Source organism: Mycolicibacterium sp. XJ662, assembly GCF_053484035.1.
Genome location: NZ_JBEFTL010000008.1, coordinates 96269 through 114593, shown reverse-complemented (window position 1 = coordinate 114593; position 18325 = coordinate 96269). Strand labels below are relative to the sequence as shown.

Annotated in this window: 15 protein-coding genes; 5 read left to right on the top strand and 10 right to left on the bottom strand. The window is 68.9% G+C overall.

Translation table 11 applies throughout. The features are described 5' to 3' along the window. The first annotated feature begins 54 nt into the window (after positions 1-54). Positions 55-927 carry an alpha/beta fold hydrolase gene (locus tag ABQE93_RS19960; protein WP_448409891.1) on the top strand — a complete coding sequence of 291 codons (873 nt, stop codon included), beginning with the start codon at positions 55-57 and terminating at the stop codon, positions 925-927. Here the strand turns inward: ABQE93_RS19960 and ABQE93_RS19955 are convergent. From ABQE93_RS19955 to ABQE93_RS19935, 5 genes are read right to left on the bottom strand one after another with little or no spacing between them, the layout of a single operon-like run. Then, positions 924-2918, bottom strand: coding sequence for a hypothetical protein (locus ABQE93_RS19955; RefSeq protein ID WP_448409892.1), 1995 nt, complete (start codon positions 2916-2918; stop codon positions 924-926). The genes ABQE93_RS19960 and ABQE93_RS19955 overlap by 4 nt on opposite strands. Then, positions 2905-5112, bottom strand: coding sequence for a malate synthase G (locus tag ABQE93_RS19950; protein ID WP_448409894.1), 2208 nt, complete (start codon positions 5110-5112; stop codon positions 2905-2907). Before ABQE93_RS19950 ends, ABQE93_RS19955 begins: the two co-directional genes overlap by 14 nt. A 49-nt stretch (positions 5113-5161) precedes the next feature. Further along, the gene (locus tag ABQE93_RS19945) at positions 5162-6046 is read right to left on the bottom strand and encodes a 3-methyladenine DNA glycosylase (RefSeq protein ID WP_448409895.1); all 885 of its coding nucleotides are present in this window, start codon (positions 6044-6046) and stop codon (positions 5162-5164) included. Continuing rightward, positions 6039-7091 (bottom strand): hemolysin family protein, encoded by a 1053-nt coding sequence (locus ABQE93_RS19940; protein WP_448409896.1) that lies wholly within the window; start codon positions 7089-7091, stop codon positions 6039-6041. The genes ABQE93_RS19945 and ABQE93_RS19940 overlap by 8 nt, the downstream gene beginning before the upstream one ends. Beyond that, a complete protein-coding gene (locus tag ABQE93_RS19935) occupies positions 7088-8449 on the bottom strand; it encodes a hemolysin family protein (protein ID WP_448409898.1) in 1362 nt (453 codons plus the stop codon). The genes ABQE93_RS19940 and ABQE93_RS19935 overlap by 4 nt, the downstream gene beginning before the upstream one ends. A gap of 304 nt (positions 8450-8753) precedes the next feature. On the opposite strand from ABQE93_RS19935, the gene ABQE93_RS19930 reads away from it, so the two are divergent. Genes ABQE93_RS19930 through ABQE93_RS19920 form a run of 3 tightly spaced genes read left to right on the top strand, consistent with a single transcriptional unit; the run spans position 8754 to position 12412 of the window. Continuing rightward, a complete protein-coding gene (locus tag ABQE93_RS19930) occupies positions 8754-9782 on the top strand; it encodes an iron ABC transporter substrate-binding protein (protein ID WP_448409899.1) in 1029 nt (342 codons plus the stop codon). Between the two features lie 4 nt (positions 9783-9786). Continuing rightward, positions 9787-11322 (top strand): ABC transporter permease, encoded by a 1536-nt coding sequence (locus ABQE93_RS19925; protein WP_448409900.1) that lies wholly within the window; start codon positions 9787-9789, stop codon positions 11320-11322. Next, entirely contained in the window at positions 11315-12412 is a 1098-nt protein-coding gene (locus ABQE93_RS19920; RefSeq protein WP_448409902.1) for an ABC transporter ATP-binding protein, read from the top strand. Before ABQE93_RS19925 ends, ABQE93_RS19920 begins: the two co-directional genes overlap by 8 nt. Here ABQE93_RS19920 and ABQE93_RS19915 read toward each other — a convergent pair. The 4 genes from ABQE93_RS19915 to ABQE93_RS19900 all read right to left on the bottom strand — a co-directional run bounded on the left by ABQE93_RS19915 (position 12365) and on the right by ABQE93_RS19900 (position 16790). Next, a complete protein-coding gene (locus ABQE93_RS19915) occupies positions 12365-13801 on the bottom strand; it encodes a GuaB1 family IMP dehydrogenase-related protein (RefSeq protein WP_448409903.1) in 1437 nt (478 codons plus the stop codon). The genes ABQE93_RS19920 and ABQE93_RS19915 overlap by 48 nt on opposite strands. An 88-nt stretch (positions 13802-13889) precedes the next feature. Beyond that, complete coding sequence (gene gndA / locus ABQE93_RS19910) at positions 13890-15362, bottom strand: NADP-dependent phosphogluconate dehydrogenase (RefSeq protein ID WP_448409905.1); 1473 nt, start codon at positions 15360-15362, stop codon at positions 13890-13892. A 52-nt stretch (positions 15363-15414) separates the two neighbouring features. Continuing rightward, positions 15415-16359, bottom strand: coding sequence for a M56 family metallopeptidase (locus tag ABQE93_RS19905; RefSeq protein ID WP_448409906.1), 945 nt, complete (start codon positions 16357-16359; stop codon positions 15415-15417). A 14-nt stretch (positions 16360-16373) separates the two neighbouring features. Then, the gene (locus ABQE93_RS19900) at positions 16374-16790 is read right to left on the bottom strand and encodes a BlaI/MecI/CopY family transcriptional regulator (protein ID WP_448409907.1); all 417 of its coding nucleotides are present in this window, start codon (positions 16788-16790) and stop codon (positions 16374-16376) included. A 220-nt stretch (positions 16791-17010) separates the two neighbouring features. On the opposite strand from ABQE93_RS19900, the gene ABQE93_RS19895 reads away from it, so the two are divergent. After that, a complete protein-coding gene (locus ABQE93_RS19895; RefSeq protein ID WP_448409909.1) occupies positions 17011-17772 on the top strand; it encodes an iron reductase in 762 nt (253 codons plus the stop codon). Between the two features lie 147 nt (positions 17773-17919). Here ABQE93_RS19895 and ABQE93_RS19890 read toward each other — a convergent pair whose 3' ends face one another. Then, on the bottom strand, positions 17920-18300 hold the full coding sequence (locus ABQE93_RS19890; protein WP_448409910.1) for a rhodanese-like domain-containing protein: 381 nt from the start codon (positions 18298-18300) through the stop codon (positions 17920-17922). Between the last annotated feature and the right edge of the window lie 25 nt (positions 18301-18325).

The following is an 18325-nucleotide window of genomic DNA, read 5'->3' as shown; positions in this document are numbered from 1 at the left end:
TACTTCGCCGATTTTTCGAGCGGTAAGGAACGTTCGGCGACTACCGTCGGGCGGGTGCTTCCCCCTGACGTGACCGCGTGGCGCGACGCCGGCCGCTGGCTGACCACCCCCGCGGGAAGGGTGTTCGTCCACAGCGCCCCCGGCGACGGCCCGACGATCCTGATGCTGCACGGCTACCCGTCGAGCAGCTACGACTACCGGCAGGTGGTCCCGCATCTGCACGGCAGAGCGTGGCTGACGATGGACTTTCTGGGTTTCGGCCTTTCGGACAAACCACGCCCGCACCGCTACAGCCTGCTGGAGCAGGCCGATATCGTGCAGACGGTCGTTGCCGAGGCCGATGCGGGCCCGGTGGTGCTGATCGCCCACGACATGGGAACTTCGGTGGCCACCGAACTGCTCGCCCGAGATCTTCAGGGCCGCTTGCCGTTTGACCTACAGCGGGCGGTGCTGAGCAACGGCAGCGTGATCCTGGACCGGGCCAGCCTGCGGCCCAGCCAGAAGGTGCTGCGCGGTCCGCTCGGCCCGCTGCTGGCCCGGCTGGTCATCCGCCGCGGGTTCATCCGCGGGTTCGCCAAGCTGTTCAGCGACGGGCATCCACTCTCGGCTGCCGAAGCCGAGGCGCAGTGGGCGCTGTTGGCCCACAACGACGGTCACCGCATCGCGCATCTGTTGATCGCCTATCTCGACGAGCGGGTGCGCTACGCCGAGCGCTGGCACGGCGCGGTGCGCGACTGGCCCAAGACGCTGAGCTTTCTGTGGGCGCTCGATGACATCGTCGCGACCACCAACGTGCTCGACGGCCTGCGCGAGTTGCGGCCCGCCGCAGAGGTGGTCGAACTTCCCGGCGTCGGGCACTACCCGCAGGTGGAGGTGCCGGACGTGTTCGCCAGGTCGGCGCTGAGCCTGTTGTCGGCGCCGGCCTAACCGAGCATGTTCGCGATGGCCGCGTTCAGTTCCGGAGCGGTTGAGCTCTCCAGGTTCTGATAGGTGCCGCCGGTGATCTGCGCGACGGCCTCCCACGTCTCGCGGTCGGAGTCGGCGCCGAAGTCGATGACGTTGACCGCGACCGGACGCGCCGGGTCGAACGCCCCGCGGATGTACTGCTGCAGGCCCGGCCCGTCCAGGGTCCTGTCGGTGTGCGGTCCGGTGGTGATGACGAGCACCGAGTTAGGTTGTCCCTCACGGTAATTCGCCGACGCGTCCGTGTAGACCAGGCGCAGCGTGGTGAAGGACACCGCACCTCCGCCGGACGCCGACTGCGCGTCGAGCGCCGCGCTCAGCGCCGCCGAGCGCGGCTGGCCGTCGACCGGATCGGTCAGCGTCCCGGTGCTCACCACCGAGCGGCCCGCGGTGCCGTCGAAGGTCCACAGCCCGACCGCCGATGTCTGGGGCAGCGCCTGCAGGCGTGCCTGCAGCGCGGCCACCACGTTGGCCAGCCGCGATCGGCCGCCTTCGTCGGTCGGCATCGACTGGTCGAGCATGATCGTCACGGCGGGGTTGGCCGCGGGGGCGGTCAACGTGGCGGCCAAGGCGGCACGCGCGGCGTCGTCGCCCAGCGACAGCGGCTCGGCGAGCGGCGGGAAGTCGAGCACGTCGCTCTCGGGCGTCGTCCCCTCCCCGGCGCGGAACCCGGCCTCGGCGAACTGCGCGAGCTGCTCGGGTTTGCGCATGTACCGGGCGAATTCGCTGGCCGCCCTGACTTGTTCCTGGCTCAGCCAGTCACCCGACAGCAGCACGGTCGGATAGTCGGCCACCGCGGGCGGGCCCGGCGGCAGCCACGACGCCACCGTCTGGGCCGCGTTCTGCATCTCGGTGGTGCGCTGGTAGAGCTGCTGCTCGGTGGTGACGACGGCATGCACGGGTGCCGACGCCGGGTCGGGGGCGTTCAGCAGCGCGTCCATGGCGGTCGACGCCGTGTTGTCGGCCAGCTTCGGTTGGCCGGCCACCAGGGTGTTCACGGCGCCCGCACCGGCGCTCGGCGGCGCACCGTCGGGAGCCGACGCCGCGGCCACCGCCTCGGCGGCCAGATACGACGCGTCGGCGTCGCCGCTCAGCGGCAGCGCCAGCCGCAGCGAACCCCAGCCCGGCAAGTTCAACTCGTTCAGCGACGTCGGGTTGGTCTGCAGACCCGGCAGCGTGCCCCAGTTCTGCTGGGCCAGCGCGGGTTTGAGCTGCGGGCGGAGCGCAAGCAGAACGGGGGAGCTGACCAACGTCCGGCTGTCGCTGATGATCTGCGGGCCGGCCCCGGCCTCCAGCCGGGCGTCCGCGACCGAGCTGGCGGGCACCCACAGCGCGGGGCGCTCACCGAGTTCGTCGGGCCAGGTGCCGGTGAAGCCGTCGACCACCTGATCGGAACCGGCGGCCGTGACGCCGACCTCGACGCACCGGTCGCCGACCGGGGCCGCGGTTTCGTTGTAGCTGTCGGCCAGCGCCTGGATCTGCTCGGAAATGGACGGGTCGGCGACCACGGAAACGGCCAGTTCACCGTCCACGCACCGGGCGGCGGCCACGTCGCTGCGCGACGACAGCGCGTCGCCGAAGAACCGCCACAGGATCACGGCGCCGACCAGCACCACCACGGCCACCAACGCGACGATGACGCCGACGCTGACCCCGCGCCGTTTCGGCGTTATCGCGCGGTGGCTACCGGTCCACTCGCCGCCTTCCCAGTCACCGCTGTGCTGCGGGCCCGAGCGGCCGGGCCCGCGCGGCGGTGGCGTCGCGCCGGAGGCGCCGGCGTCCGGTTCGGGCAGGTCGCCGCCGGGCTCACCGTATTGCGGTGTGCCGTACGCGGGCGTCCGGTATTCCGGCTCGTCCCGAAACGACCCGAAGCGTTCGGTCAGAGATTCCGAAGACTCCGAAGCCTGCTCGTCGCCTGCCGAGTCCTCGGGATCCGGAAGGCTATGCCTGCCCACTTGCAGCCTTGTACTCGCGGCGTCGGCGGTGCAGGATCGGCTCGGTGTAGCCGTTCGGTTGCTCAGCGCCGGAGAGGATCAACTCTTGGGCGGCCAGGAACGCGATGTTGTTGTCGGGATCCGGCGCCATCGGCCGGTACTTGTCGTCGCCCTCGTTCTGCTTGTCGACGACGGCGGCCATCCGCCGCAGACTGGCCTTCACGTCCTCTTCGGTGATCACCCCGTGACGCAACCAGTTCGTCAGCAGCTGGCTCGAAATACGTAGCGTGGCACGGTCTTCCATCAACGCGACGTTGTGGATGTCGGGCACCTTCGACGAGCCCACGCCCTGATCGATCCAGCGCACCACGTAACCGAGGATCGACTGGCAGTTGTTGTCGACCTCCTCGCGGATCTCCTCAGGCGCCCAGGCCAATTCCTTGGCCAGCGGAATGGTCAGCAGTTGGTCGATCGTCGCACGACGCTCGCCGGCCAGGTCTTTCTGCACCGCGGCGACGTCGACCTGGTGATAGTGCATCGCGTGCAGGGTCGCCGCGGTGGGCGACGGCACCCACGCGGTGTTCGCACCAGCCCTGGGTTGGCCGATCTTCTGCTCGACCATGTCGGCCATCAGATCGGTCATCGCCCACATGCCCTTGCCGATCTGGGCGCGGCCGACGAAACCGGCCGCCAGACCGACGTCGACGTTGTTGTCCTCGTAGCCCAGAATCCACGGCTGCGTCTTCATCTGGCCCTTGCGGATCATCGGACCCGCCTCCATCGAGGTGTGGATTTCGTCGCCGGTGCGGTCGAGGAACCCGGTGTTGATGAACACCACTCGCTCGGCCGCGGCCTTGATGCAGGCCTTGAGGTTGACGGTGGTGCGGCGCTCCTCGTCCATGATGCCGACCTTGAGCGTGTTCGCCGGCAGGCCGAGCACGTCCTCCACCCGGCTGAACAGATCGACGGTGAACGCGACCTCGTCGGGACCGTGCATCTTGGGCTTGACGATGTAGACCGACCCGGTGCGGCTGTTGACCATCGGGCCGTTGGCGTCGCTGGACTTCAGCCCGTGGATGGCGGCCAGCGAGGTGATCAACGCGTCCATGATGCCCTCGAACACCTCGTTACCGTCGCTGTCGACGATCGCGTCGTTGATCATCAGGTGTCCGACGTTGCGCACGAACAGCAGGCTGCGACCCGGCAACGTCAGCTCACCGTCACCGTCGGGCGTGCGGTAGGTGCGGTCCTCGTTGAGCACGCGCGTGAACGTGGTGCCGTCCTTGCTGACCTCGGCGGACAGGTCGCCCTTCATCAGGCCCAGCCAGTTGCGGTAGGCGGCGGTCTTGTCCTCCGCGTCGACGGCGGACACCGCATCCTCGAAGTCGATGATCGTGGTGACGGCCGATTCCAGCACGACATCCTTGATGCCGGCCCGGTCGGTCGAGCCGATCGGGGAGTCGGGGTCGACGAGGACCTCGATGTGCAGACCGTGGTTGCGCAGCAGCACCGACCACTGCGCTGCACCGAGGTCGCCGGTGTAGCCGACGAACTGCTCCGGCGCGGCCAGCGCCGTGGACCGGTCCTCGCCGAGGCCGACGACCAGCTGCCCGTCCTCGATCCGCAGGGCGGTGATGTCGGCCCAGCCGCCGTCGGCCAGCGGGACGGCCTCGTCGAGGAACCGGCGCGCGTAGGCGATGACCTTGTCGCCGCGGATCTTGTTGTAGCTGCCGCCCTGTTCGGCCCCGTCCTCCTCGGAGATCACGTCCGTGCCGTACAGCGCGTCGTACAGCGATCCCCACCGGGCGTTGGCGGCGTTCAGCGCGAACCGGGCGTTGGTGACCGGCACCACCAGCTGTGGGCCTGCGGTGGTGGTGATCTCGTCGTCCACCCCGGAGGTGGCGATGGTGAAGTCGTCGGGCTCGGGCAGCAGGTAACCGATGTCGGTCAAGAACTGCTGGTAGGCCTCTTTGAACTCCGGCGTGTCGATTGGCTCGATGACCCGCTGGCGGTGCCACTTGTCGAGCTGCGCCTGGAGTTCGTCGCGGCGGTCCAGCAGCTGCCGGTTGCGCGGAGTCAGCTCACCGACGACCTTGTCCACGCCCGACCAGAAGGTGTCGGGATCGATATCGGTGCCCGGTAGCGCCTCGTTGTTGATGAAGTCGTACAACACCTGGGCGACGCGAAGGTTTCCCACCGTCACGCGATCGGTCATCTTTCCTCCCTTGAGCTGTCGCCTCAGCTTACCCACCGGTAGCTGGGGTTTATCCGCCAGCGCCAGCGCCGCCGGGTTCATGGCTGGCCGAGGCGAGAAGTCGGTCGCATCGATCGGCGAGGGCGGCGCGTAGCGGCGCAGCCCGGTCGGCAACGTCCTGCTGGATCCGTACGTATTCGGCCCGACCGGCCGGTGTCTCGATCTCGATCGGAGTGAATCCGTATTCGCGGAGATCATAGGGGCTGGCCCGCATGTCCAGTTCACGGGCATCGGCGGCCAATTCCAGGCAGTCCATCACGAGCTCGGAGTTCACCAGCGGGCCCAGCTTGAACGACCACTTGTAGCAGTCCATCGCCGCGTGCAGACAGCCCGGTTGTTCGGCGCCGAACTGGCCGTCGCGGGTGAGGCGCTCGGTGTTGCGCCGGGCGGCCGGTTCGGTGAAGAACCGGAACGCGTCGAAGTGGCTGCAGCGCAACGGCATCGACTCGACCACCGCATCGGTGCCCGCGGCGCCGAGCCGCAGCGGAACCTGCTTGTGGCGCACCGTCGGCGCCCGGTAGACCATCGCCCACTCGTGCAACCCGAAGCAGTTCAGCCGCGCGGGGCGGGCGGCGGTGACGCGCAGCAACCGGGCGATGAAACCGACGGTGTCGAGGCGGGCGGCCAGGTAGTCGCGGGTGACGGTGACGCCGCCGTCGTCGGTGCGGGCGTATCCGGTGCGGCCCACGTAGCGCTGCGCGGCGGCACCGGTCAGCACGGTGCCGAAGCCGGGATGCCAGGTCCGCAACTGTCGGGGCCGCAGGCTGTAGTAGCTGAACAGGAAGTCCCAGACGGGGTGGGGTCGGTCGGGTGAGGAACGGTATCTGCGCAGAAAGTCGTCCACGCGCCGGTGGTGCGCGCGGGCCCGGCAAGTCCAGTCTGCGAGCCTAAACACGGTGCGTCCCGTCGCGCACGGTGCCCACCAGGTCCTCGACCAGGTCTTCCAGCGCCACCATCGCCGATACGGTGCCGTCGCGCTCGGTGACCAGCGCGAGGTGCGCGTTGCGGCGCCGAAGCCGGGACAGCCCGTCGGGCAGTGGCAGCGACGCCGGCACCCGCGGCAGCGGACGCACCATCGCCGAGTCCAGCACCGCGTCGGGGTCGTTGACCAGCGGCAACACATCCTTGATGTGCAGGTAGCCGAGGTAGTTGCCGTTGGTGTCGGCGATCGGGAACCGGGAGTATCCGGTTTCGGCCAGCGCGTCCTCGATGGCGCCGACGGTGGGCCCCGCCCCTTCGCGGGCCACCGGCACGGCCCGGATTTCGCGCAGCGGTACGGCGACGTCGTTGACCACGCGGTTGCGGATCTGCAGGGCGCGGGTCAGGCGGGTGTGTTCCTCGGGGTCGAGCAGCCCCTCGGACACCGACTCGGCGATCATCTCCGACAACTCGACCGTGGAGACCGTGACGTCGAGTTCGTCCTTGGGCTGGATGCGGAAGGCGCGCAACGTCATGTTGGCGCACCAGTTGTAGAACGCGATCAGCGGTTTGGCCATCCGGATCCACACCAGGTAGGTGGGGATCAGCAGCATCGCGGTGGTCTCCGGGCCGGCGATCGCGATGTTCTTCGGCACCATCTCACCCAGCAGCACGTGCAGGGTGACGACGACGGCCAGCGCGACGAAGAACGACACGGTGTGCAGCACCGCGTCGGGGATGCCGACCAGGTCGAACGGCTTCTCCAGCAGGTGCGCGACGGCCGGTTCGCCGACGCGGCCCAGCAGGATCGAGCAGATCGTGATGCCGAGCTGCGAGCCGGCCAGCATCAGCGACAGGTTCTCATTGGCGCGGATGACGGTGACCGCGCTCTTCTTGCCGTTCTCGGCGAGCGCTTCGAGCCGGTCGCGGCGTGCGGAGATCAGCGCGAACTCCGACGCGACGAAGAACGCGTTGAGCGCCAACAGCACGATGGTCAGGAGCACCCCGAACAGATCGTTCATCGGTTCTCCTCGCTGGTGCTGCGGCGGCCCAATTCGGTCAGCTCGAGCAGGTCGATGCGGCGACCATCCATCCGCACGACGGTGGCCAGCCACTGCACCGGGTCCTCCACGACGTTGTCCGGATCGAACGCGGTGAGCACCACCGTCTCGCCCTCGGCGGGGATGTGGCCGAGGCGCTCGAGCACCAACCCGCCGATCGTCTCGTAATCGCCTTCGGGCGCACGGAAGTTCGTCGCACCGGCGACCTCGTCGATACGCAGCAGCCCCGCCACCTGCCAGCCGCGCCCGGCAGGCACCACATTGGGCGCTTCGACGTCGTGCTCGTCGCGCACGTCGCCGACGATCTCCTCGATCAGATCCTCGACGGTGACCATGCCCGCGGTGCCGCCGTATTCGTCGACCACCAGCGCGGTCTGCAGGCCGTTGGCGCGGATCTGGGTCATCACCGCGTCACCGTCGAGCGTCGAGGGCACCTTGGCGACCGGTAGCGCCAGCGCGGCCAGGCGGGTGGTGGCGCGCTGATCCATCGGCACCTCGAAGACCTGTTTGACGTGGGCGATGCCGATGGTCTCGTCGAGGTCGCCGCGGATGATCGGGAACCGCGAGAAGCCGGTCTTGATGGCGACCTCGACCAGGTCGGCGACGGTGTCCTCGGCGTCGAGCGCCTCGATCTTGGACCGCGGGGTCATCAGCTCCTCGGCGCTGCGGTCCCCGAACTGCAGGGAGCGGTCCACCAGCAGCGCGGTGACCGGATCCAGCGCGCCGCTGCGCGCCGAGTTGCGCACCAACGACACCAGCTCCTGAGCTGAGCGCGCCGAGCGCAGCTCGTCGGCGGGTTCGATGCCGACCCGGCGCAGGATCCAGTTGGCGGTTCCGTTGGTGAGTTTGATCAGGGGGGTGAACAGCGCCGAGAACAGCAGCTGTGGGCCGGCCGACCAGCGCGCCGTCGACACCGGTTTGGCCACCGCGAGGTTCTTGGGGACGAGCTCGCCGAACACCATCGACAAAGAGGTGGCGATGACGACGGCGAACAACAGCGAGACGCCGGGGATCAGGCGCGAGGGCACCCCGACGGCGTCCAGCCCGGGCTGGATCAGCCGGCCGACGACCGGTTCGGCGAGATAACCGGTGGCCAGCGTGGTGATCGAGATGCCGACCTGGGCGCCGGAGAGTTGAAACGACAGCGTGCGGTGCGCGCGCCGGACCATCTGGTCGCGGCGGTCGCCGGAGCGCGCGTTGGCCTCGACGGTGCTGCGCTCCAGCGCGGTCAGCGAGAACTCTGCGGCGACGAACACCGCGGTGCCCGCGGTCAGCAGGATGATCGCCGCGATCGACGCAAGCGACATCGCGAGGCTCATCGTCGCCTCGCATCGAGGACGCCGGGCCCGTGGCCCGGCCACCTAGAGGAGGGTTCGACCTCGCATGGTTCGTGGTCGGACCGCGTGGCGGCGATGGCCGGCTCGGATGGACTGCCATCCAGTGCCTGCGGCACCTGGTCCCCTTCGTCGCAAATGGCGGACGCGCGTGTGGTACATCGCGCGAATTCGGCTGAATGTCAAGACATGTTAGCGGAATCCAGACGCCCGTCGGGGCCACCTTTCATCAGCGCAGCTGATTCGAGGTCGATGGTACTTTCTAGCCAAAGCTTTGGAGGCATGCCTGATGGCGAATTCGTTCACCCGATTGGTAGGCGCGTGCGGGGCGGTGGCCGCCATGCTGGCATTCAGCGCATGCGGCTCGCAGCCCCAGGGCGAGGATGCCGACAAGATCACCGTGTACTCCGGGCGCAGCGAAGAGCTGGTCAAGCCGCTGATCGAGCAGTTCACCACCGACACCGGCATCGAGGTGGAGACCCGTTACGCCGGTTCGGGTGAGCTTGCCGCGCAGCTGCTGACCGAAGGGGACAAGTCGCCGGCGGACGTGTTCTTGTCGCAGGACGCCGGTGCACTCGGCGCGGTGTCGAACGCGGGTCTGCTGGCACCGATCAACGCCGAGACCTTGGCCGCGGTCCCGGAGCAGTATTCGGCCGCCGACGGCTCCTGGGTCGGCGTTTCCGGCCGGGCGCGGGTCATTGTCTACAACCCCACGTTGGTCCCCGATCCTCCGGACACGATCGACGCACTGCTGGCCCCGGAATGGAAGGGCAAGATCGGCTTCGCTCCGAGCAATGCGTCCTGGCAGGCGTTCGTCACCGGACTGCGGGTCGTGCGCGGCGACGACGGCGCCGCGCAGTGGCTGCGCGCGTTCAAGGCCCAGGAACCGCAGGCCTTCGAGAACAACGTGGCCATCCGCGACGCGGTCGACTCGGGCCAGATACCGCTCGGGCTCTCCAACCACTACTACCTCTACGAGCTGATCCAATCGAAGGGCGCCGACGCGGTCGTCGCACGCAACCAGTACATGGCGCCCGGCGACCCCGGCGGGCTGGTCAACGTCGCCGGAGTCGGTGTGCTGAAGTCGGCCCCCAATCCCCAAGGCGCGCAGGCGTTCGCGTCCTACCTGGTCGGGGAGTCGGCGCAGAAGTATCTCGCTGAGGAGACTGCGGAGTACCCGCTGGTGGCCGGGGTGGCTCCGGCCGCCGAGATGCCGCCGTTGGCTGATCTGCGCCCGCCCGCGGTCGACCTCTCCCAACTCGACGACATCGAGACCACTCAGGAGATGCTGGTCGCGACCGGACTACTGACGAACTGATTCGTTGAGCCGCCCCGAACGCCCACCGGCAGGGCTGCTGCTTCCGGCCGCGCTGGTCGCGGCGTGCACGCTGGTTCCGCTGGTCTACCTGGTCGAGCGGGCGTTGGAACGCGGGTGGCCGTTCGTCGTCGAGGAACTTCTGCAGCCGCGCACTGCTGCGCTGATCGGCCGGTCCCTGCTGCTGGTCGCGGTCGTCACCGTGGCATGTGTCGTCCTCGGTGTGGGCCTGGCGGTACTGGTTACCCGCACCGATCTGCGCGGGCGACGCGCCCTCGCGGTGGTGTTGACGCTGCCGCTGGCGATGCCGAGTTATCTGCTGGCGTACCTGTGGGTTTCGGCGTTTCCGATCGCCGCTGGGTTCTGGGGTGCGGCGTTGGTGCTGACGCTGGTCAGCTATCCGCTGGTGCTGCTGACCACCATGGCGGCGCTCGCACGCGTGGACCCCGCGCAGGAAGAGGTGGCCAGGTCGTTGGGGCTCGGCGGGGTCGCGGTGCTGTTCCGGGTGACCTTGCGCCAGACCCGCGCCGCGATCGCGGCGGGCGCCCTCCTGGTGGCGCTGTACGTGCTCAGCGATTTCGGTGCCGTCGCGGCGTTGCGGTATGAAGCCTTCACATGGGTCATCTACGGGGCCTACCGGTCGGGCTTCAATCCGTCCCGCGCGGCGGTCCTGTCGCTGGTGCTGATCGTGTTCGCGGTCCTGCTCGTGGTCGCCGAGCACCGGGTTCGCGGCGTGGCGGCGGCGGGACGTATCGGCAGCGGCGCCCCCCGTCCGGTCCCGGTCAGCAGGCTCGGCCGGTGGCGGTGGCCTGCTCTGATCGTGCCGGCGGTGGTGCTGGGCGCAGCACTTGTGGTGCCCGGGATCGAGCTCGCCGGCTGGCTGCTGGCGGCAGGCCTGCAATGGGACGTCGGGGAGTGGCTCGGGGCGCTGGGCTCGACGGTGTGGCTGTCCGCCGCCGCGGCGGCAGTGTCGACCGTGGCAGCGCTGCCGCTGGGGGTGCTCGCCGCCCGGCACCGGGATCGGCTGACGCGCACGCTGGAAGGGGCCAGTTTCCTTGCCCACGGCTTGCCGTCGATCGTCGTCGCGATCTCGATGGTGTCGCTCGGCGTGCTGTTGCTGCGCCCCATCTACCAGCGCGAACCGCTGCTCATCCTCGCCTATGCCGTGCTGTTCGTGCCGATGGCGATCGGGTCGATCCGCGCGTCGGTGCAGGCGACGCCGGTGCGCCTGGAAGAGGTCGCCCGCTCGCTGGGCCGCCCGCCGGTCCGTGCGTTCGGCGCCGTCACCGCGCGCATCGCCCTTCCCGGCATCGCCGTCGGCGCCGCTCTGGTACTCCTGACGTGCATGAAGGAGTTGCCGGTGACGCTGCTACTGCACCCGACGGGCACCGATACGCTCGCCACCCGCTTGTGGGGGTATAGCTCGGTCAGCGACTACCCTGCAGCCGCGCCGTACGCTGCGGCTTTGTTGATGTTCGCCGCGGTGCCGACCGCGGTACTCGGACTGTGGAGCACAAGTTCAACGGAGGTGCGCGTTGACTGACCCGATCCCGGTACCCGCGGCGTCGGTCACGGCTCACGGCATCCACAAGGCGTTCGGCATCCGGTCGGTGCTGCGCGGGGTCGACCTCGAGGTGCCGGCAGGATCGATCACCGCGATCCTCGGGCCGTCCGGCTGCGGAAAGACCACGCTGCTGCGCATTCTGGCCGGATTCACCGATCCCGACCTCGGAACGGTCAACATCGCAGGGGAGACGGTGGCCGGCGCCGGTGTCACGGTGCCGGTGCATCGCCGCCGCGTCGGGCTGATGCCTCAGGAAGGTGCACTGTTTCCGCACCTGAGCGTCGGCGAGAACGTCGCCTTCGGTCTGGGCGGCGCCGACCGACGGCACGCCCGGATGCACGTCGCGCACTGGCTGGAGGTCGTCGGCCTTGCCGACCTATCCGACGCGCGGCCCCACGAGATCTCGGGCGGTCAACAGCAGCGCGTCGCGTTAGCGCGCGCACTTGCGGCGCGGCCCCGCGTCCTGCTGCTCGACGAACCGTTCGCCGCGCTCGACGCCGGCCTGCGGGTCAGGGTGCGCGAGGACATCGCCGCGATCTTGCGCGACGCCGGCACCACCGCGATCTTGGTCACCCACGACCAGTCCGAGGCGCTGTCGCTGGCCGACTCGGTGGCGCTGCTGATCGGTGGTGTCGTCGCCCAACACGGAACGCCGGCCGAGTTGTACCACCGTCCCGGCACGCTGACCAATGCCCGGTTCATCGGCAGCACCGTCGAAGTGGCGGGCACCGCGACCGAAGGAAACGTTCACACCGTGCTCGGCACTTTGCGGTCGAAGGTGCCGGTCCGCGACGGGCCCACCGTGGTGGTGCTGCGGCCCGAGCAGTTACGCGTCGTCGGTCCCGCAGGCTCTGGTGCGCAGGCCCGGGTGACGGCCTGCCGGTTCTACGGCGCCGACACCGCGGTGCACGTGACGCTCGACGACGGCACCGCGCTGCGGGTGCGCAGCCCGGGCGCACCCGCGCTCGATGAAGGCGCGGCAGTCGCCGTCGAGGTCATCGGTGACGTGCTCGCCTATCCGTCACCAGCCGCTCGGGAGCGGGTGACCCTCGGCGAACCCGGCAGCTGACTGCACGCCCAGCACCACCTTGTCGTGCAGTTCGCGCAGGTTGGCGGCGCCGACGTAGGTGCATGTGCTGCGCAGACCCGAGGTGATGTGGTCGAGCAGGTCCTCCACGCCGCCGCGCGACGGGTCCAGCCCCATCCGCGACGTCGAGATGCCCTCCTCGAACAGCGCCTTGCGGGCCTGGTCGAAAGGGCTGTCGGCGGCAGCGCGGGCCGCGACCGCCCGCTTGGACGCCATCCCGTAGCTCTCCTTGTACGGCTGGTCGTCGCGGTCGCGCATCAGATCGCCCGGCGACTCGTAGGTGCCTGCGAACCAGGAGCCGATCATCACGTTGGACGCACCGGCGGCCAGGGCCAGCGCCACGTCGCGCGGGTGGCGAATCCCACCGTCGGCCCACACGTGCGCGCCGAGTTCCCTTGCGGCGGCGGCACATTCGACCACGGCTGAGAACTGCGGGCGTCCGACGCCGGTCATCATCCGGGTGGTGCACATCGCGCCGGGTCCGACGCCGACCTTCACAATCGACGCGCCTGCGTCGATCAGGTCGCGGGTGCCCTCGGCCGAGACCACGTTGCCCGCGGCCAGCGGCAGCCCCAACCCCAGCGAGGCCACCGCCTTGATCGCGTCGAGCATCTTGACCTGATGGCCGTGGGCGGTATCGATGACCAGCAGGTCGACGCCGGTTTCGGCCAGGCTGCGCGCCTTGCCGCCGACGTCGCCGTTGATCCCCACCGCCGCGGCGATCCGCAGCCGGTCGGCGTCGTCGACGGCCGGTGTGTAGATGCCCGCGCGGATCGCGGCGGTGCGGGTCAGCACGCCGGCCAGGCTGCCGTCGGCGTCGGTCATCACCGCCACGTCGACGGGTGCGTGCTCGAGCAGATCGAAGACCTTGCGCGGGTCGGTGCCGACCGGTGCGGTGACGAAGTCGGAGGTCGCGACGTCGCGTACCCGGGTGAACCGGTCCACCCCGACGCAGTTGCCCTCAGTGACGAGGCCGATCGGGCGGCCCTCGAACGCCACGACAGCGACGCCGTGCGCGCGTTTGTGGATCAGCGCGGTCGCATCGGACACCGAGTCGTCGGGGGAGAGCACGACCGGGGTGTCCACCACCAGGTCTCGGCTTTTGACGAAGTCAACGGTCTGTTTCACCACGTTGACGGGCAGATCCTGGGGCAGCACCACCAGCCCGCCGCGGCGGGCGACGGTCTCGGCCATCCGCCGCCCGGCCACCGCGGTCATGTTGGCCACCACGACTGGGATCGTCGTGCCCGAGCCGTCGGAGGTGGACAGGTCGACGTCCATCCGCGACTGCACCTCCGAGCGGCCGGGGACGATGAAGACGTCGTCGTAGGTCAGGTCGAAGGCGGGCCGGTGGCCGTCAAGAAAGCGCATGTCGTGTCAAGTCTAGTTGTCGCCGAGACTGCACAGAGATCGCGATTGTGCCGCGATATCGCGATCTGTGCGCAGTTTCGACGAGGGCTCAGGCCTCGACTTCGCTGCGGTCGCCGCTCCACAGCGTGTGGAACTTCTGGTCGCGGTCGGCGTCGATGCGCGCGTAGGTGTGGGCGCCGAAGTAGTCGCGCAGACCCTGGATCAGCGCGGCGGGCAGCCGCTCGGTGCGCAGCGCGTCGTAGTAGGACAACGCCGAGGCGAACCCGGGGATCGGGATGCCCAGCTGGGTGGCGGTGACGACGACGCGCCGCCAGCTGTCGATCGCCGACTCGACCGCGCTGCGGAAGTACGGCGCCGCGATCAGCGTGGCCAGGTCCGGCTCGCTGTCGTAGGCGTCCTTGATCCGGTTGAGGAACTTGGCGCGGATGATGCAGCCGCCGCGCCAGATGGTGGCCAGGTCACCGGGGGCGACGTTCCAGCCGTACTCGGCGCTGCCCGCCTGGATCTGGTTGAAGCCCTGCGCGTACGCGATGATCTTCGACGCGTACAGCGCCTGGCGCACATCCTCGGTGAATTTGGCTGCGTCACTGGGGTTTTGGCCTAGGTCGCCGGAGGCCAGCCCGGTGGTGGCCTGCCGCTGGGCGACCGAACCCGACAGCGCGCGGGCGAACACCGCCTCGGCGATGCCGGTCACCGGCACACCCAGGTCGAGCGCGGACTTCACCGTCCACCGGCCGGTGCCCTTCTGTTCGGCCTCGTCGACGATGACGTCGACCAGCGGCTTTTCGGTCTTGGCATCGACCTGGCGCAGCACCTTCGCGGTGATCTCGACCAGAAAGCTGTCCAGGTCACCGGAATTCCATTCGTCGAACACGTCGGCGATCTCGCCCGCCGACTTGCCCAGCCCGTCGCGCAGCAGCTGATAGGCCTCGCCGATGAGCTGCATATCGGAGTATTCGATGCCGTTGTGCACCATCTTCACGAAATGGCCTGCCCCGTCGGGGCCGATGTGGGTGCAGCACGGCACGCCGTCGACGTGGGCGGAGATCTCCTCGAGCAACGGGCCCAGCGACTTGTAGGACTCGGCGGGGCCGCCCGGCATGATCGAGGGCCCGTTGAGCGCGCCCTCCTCACCGCCGGAGATGCCCGCGCCGACGAAGTGCAGGCCGCGCTCGCGCATGGCCTTCTCCCGCCGGATGGTGTCGGTGTAGAGCGCGTTGCCGCCGTCGATGATGATGTCGCCGTCATCCATCGCGTCGGCGAGCTCGTTGATCACGGCGTCGGTCGCTTCACCGGCCTTGACCATGATCAACACCCGGCGCGGTTTCTCCAGCGCGGCAAGGAATTCGGCGATGGTCTCGGTGCGGACGAACTTGCCGTCGGAACCGTGCTCGGCCAGCAACGCATCGGTTTTGGCGACCGAGCGGTTGTGCAGCGCGACGGTGTAGCCGTGCCGCGCGAAGTTGCGCGCGATGTTCGAGCCCATCACCGCCAGGCCGGTCACCCCGATCTGCGCGGTGCCTGTGGTGGCAGCTGGGGAGGACGCGTCCGACGAGCTCATGCAGGCAGCCTTTCGTTGTTTCGCTTGGTGTAACGGAAAAACGCTACGCGATCTATCCGGTGAAGAGCCGGTGCAGTTCGGTCAGCCAGGGCAGCGCCACCGCATAGGTCGGCACCACCAGCACTGCCGCGGCGGCCAGATACGCCGCGATGCCCCACGCCAGGCTGTTGCCGCGGCCACCGAGGCGGCGCACGCGAAGCAGTGTCGTCGGCCCGCCGGCGGCCAGCGCACCCGAGGGCGTGTGCCCGCCCGCGCACGCCACCAGCGCCCGGGCCAGGGGAGTCGGGCCCGCGGTGCGCAGCGCGGCGTCGTCGGCCAGCATCTCGATCAGCAGCCGGACCGCGCCCAGCGCGCTGGCGCTGCGCACGAACCGCGGGAACGCGGCGTGCACCGCGGTGAACATCTCCAGCACCAGATCGTGGCGGGCCCGCAGATGCGCGCGTTCATGGGAAAGGATCGCGGCGAACTCGTTGTCCGCCAACGCGCTCAGCGTGCCCTCGCTGACAACCACCCGGCTGCGCACGCCGGGCAGACAGTAAGCCAGCGGCTGAGCCACGTTGAGGATGCGAAGCCCGTAGCCCGCGGTCGGATGGTGGCGGCAGGTCTGGGATTTGCCGACCAGGTCGACGACCATGCGGTGATGCGCCCGTCGGCGCCGGGTGGCGACGGCGACCTGGAGGACGGAGACGATCAGCCGCGCCCCGATCACCAGGGTGATCGCGAAAACCACCACGTAGACGGTCCACAACGGCCAACCCAGCACGGCGATCTCGCTGACCACGGTCGCGGTCGGCCGGCCGTCGGCGCCGGGTTCGAAAAGCCGGCTGGCGATGGCGATACCTGCGGAGAACGCCGAGAGCACGGCGGCGAGGGCGATCGCCTGCCACAACACGATGGCCGCCCGCGGCGCGCGCATCGGCCAGGAGGCGCGGGCCAGCATCGCAGGCACTGGTCCGGACAGGACCAGCGCCAGAACGGTGAAGGCCAGCGCGGACACGCTGTCAGTGTCTCTCAGTCAGCGCCTGAATGGCCAGTGAGCCGCGAAATGCCGTCTTTGTCTTCCAGATCGGACAGCGCCCGGCGCAATGCCGCCGCCTCATCGGCGCCGACGCGTTCGACGAAGTGCACGAGCGCGGCCTCACGGCTTCCGGAGTCCGCGGCCTGGTCGAGGGCGTCGACCATCAGCCCGGCGACCAGTTCGTCGCGGCCGTGCGTGGGTGCGTAGCGGTGGGCGCGGTCGTCGCGGTGCTGCACGACGAGGTTCTTCTTCGCAAGCCGCTGCAGCACGGTCATGATCGTGGTGTAGGCCAGATCGCGCCGCGACGACAACGCCTCGTGGACCTGTCGCACGGTCTGGGGCTCCGGTGCGGACCACAAATGATCCATCACCTCACGTTCGAGGTCCCCTAGCCGCGTCAGTTTGGGCATGCGAATGTTCTCTCCTAGAGACAGTAAAGCCAGCTTACTACGGGTTTACTACGGTGTGTCGTATCCAACTGCGGAGGTTCGGAATTTATGTCCTCGGGCCCGATTTGCGACGGTCCTCACCACCGCTTCTGACCGCGCTGTGAGTCCAGTCACAGGGTCTAGCCGCCGTTCCCTCGATGACTATAGTAAGGCTAACCTAAGTCACGATCGGGAGGTGCGCATGACAGTTGCGGTCGACGATCCGCTCATCGCCAGCATGGCGATCAGGCGGCCGCTACCACTGCACGAATCGAGCCGACGCCTGCGTGAGCTCTATCCCGAATGTCCGCGGGTCTACGGCGTCGCGGTGATGGGCGACCTGTCGCGCCGGCGATGGTGGCCGTTGAGCGAAGCGTTGACCACAGACCGTCTGCAGAACATGTTCGATCTGGCCAATGAGGAGACCGACAGCCCGACCGCGGTGACCCATCAGTTGGCCGCGACGCTGGCCCACGTCGTCGTCGGGCGGGTGATACCGCTTCTGGTGTTGGAGGCGCGGGCCTGGGACACCGGCCTGGAGAACCTGTGGGTGCATGTCGATTCCGAAGGGGCGATCGACTGGGTCGGTGTCGCGGATCCGACGGTGCGGGCGCTGTCCGACGATCCGTACTTCGATAACCGCAGGGCGGTGCGCGACGGGATCGTGGCGCTGCCGAGCGAAGCGGCGCTGACGACGTGGGTGGCCCACCGCAGCCACCGTGCCCTCGAGCCGCTGTTCGCCAAGCTGGCCGCGGTGAGCCACGGGGCGATGTCGGTGGCGTCCATGTGGCATGTCGTCGGCACGGCCGTGGTGAGCGCCACGACCCTGGTGCCGCTGCTGGCGGGGTCCAGTGAGCTGACCGCCATGCAGCGCGGACAGGCCGTGCTCGACGCCTTCGTCGGCTTCGGGCTGCCGGTCCGCGGAACTTCCCGAGTTTCCGGAGCGAAGGTCTTGCTTAATTAGGCAAGCCTTGCCTATCCTTAATCAGGTCATTGACGTCGACCACCGGACCGCGCCGGAGTCCTGAGGGCTGCAGAGACTCCCGGTCCACATCAAGGACGGGCCCCACACCGCTGGTGTGGGGCCCGTCCGGTTCTTTCTATGCCTTTTCTACGGCTTTTCGATGGCGCCGCCGCTTTCGGCCCAGTCGCCGAACCCGCCCAGGTTGTACACCCGCTCGTAACCCAGCTCCTTGAGCGCCTGACCGGACAGCGCCGACCGCCCACCGGAGGCGCAGTACACGATCACGGTCTTGTCCTTCGAAAAGTTTTCGTCGTGGTACGGCGACTCAGGGTCGGCCCGGAACTCCAACATCCCGCGCGGGACGTGCACGGCGCCGGCCACCTTGCCGCTCTGCTCGACCTCGGGGGCGTCGCGTACGTCGACGACCAGGGTGTTGCCTTTGGCGATCATCTCGGACGCCTCGGCATGGGAGATGTGCGGCACCACCGCGTTGGCGGCGGCCACCAGATCTTTTGCGCTCTTGGTCATGCCCGACGATAACGCCTCACCACCC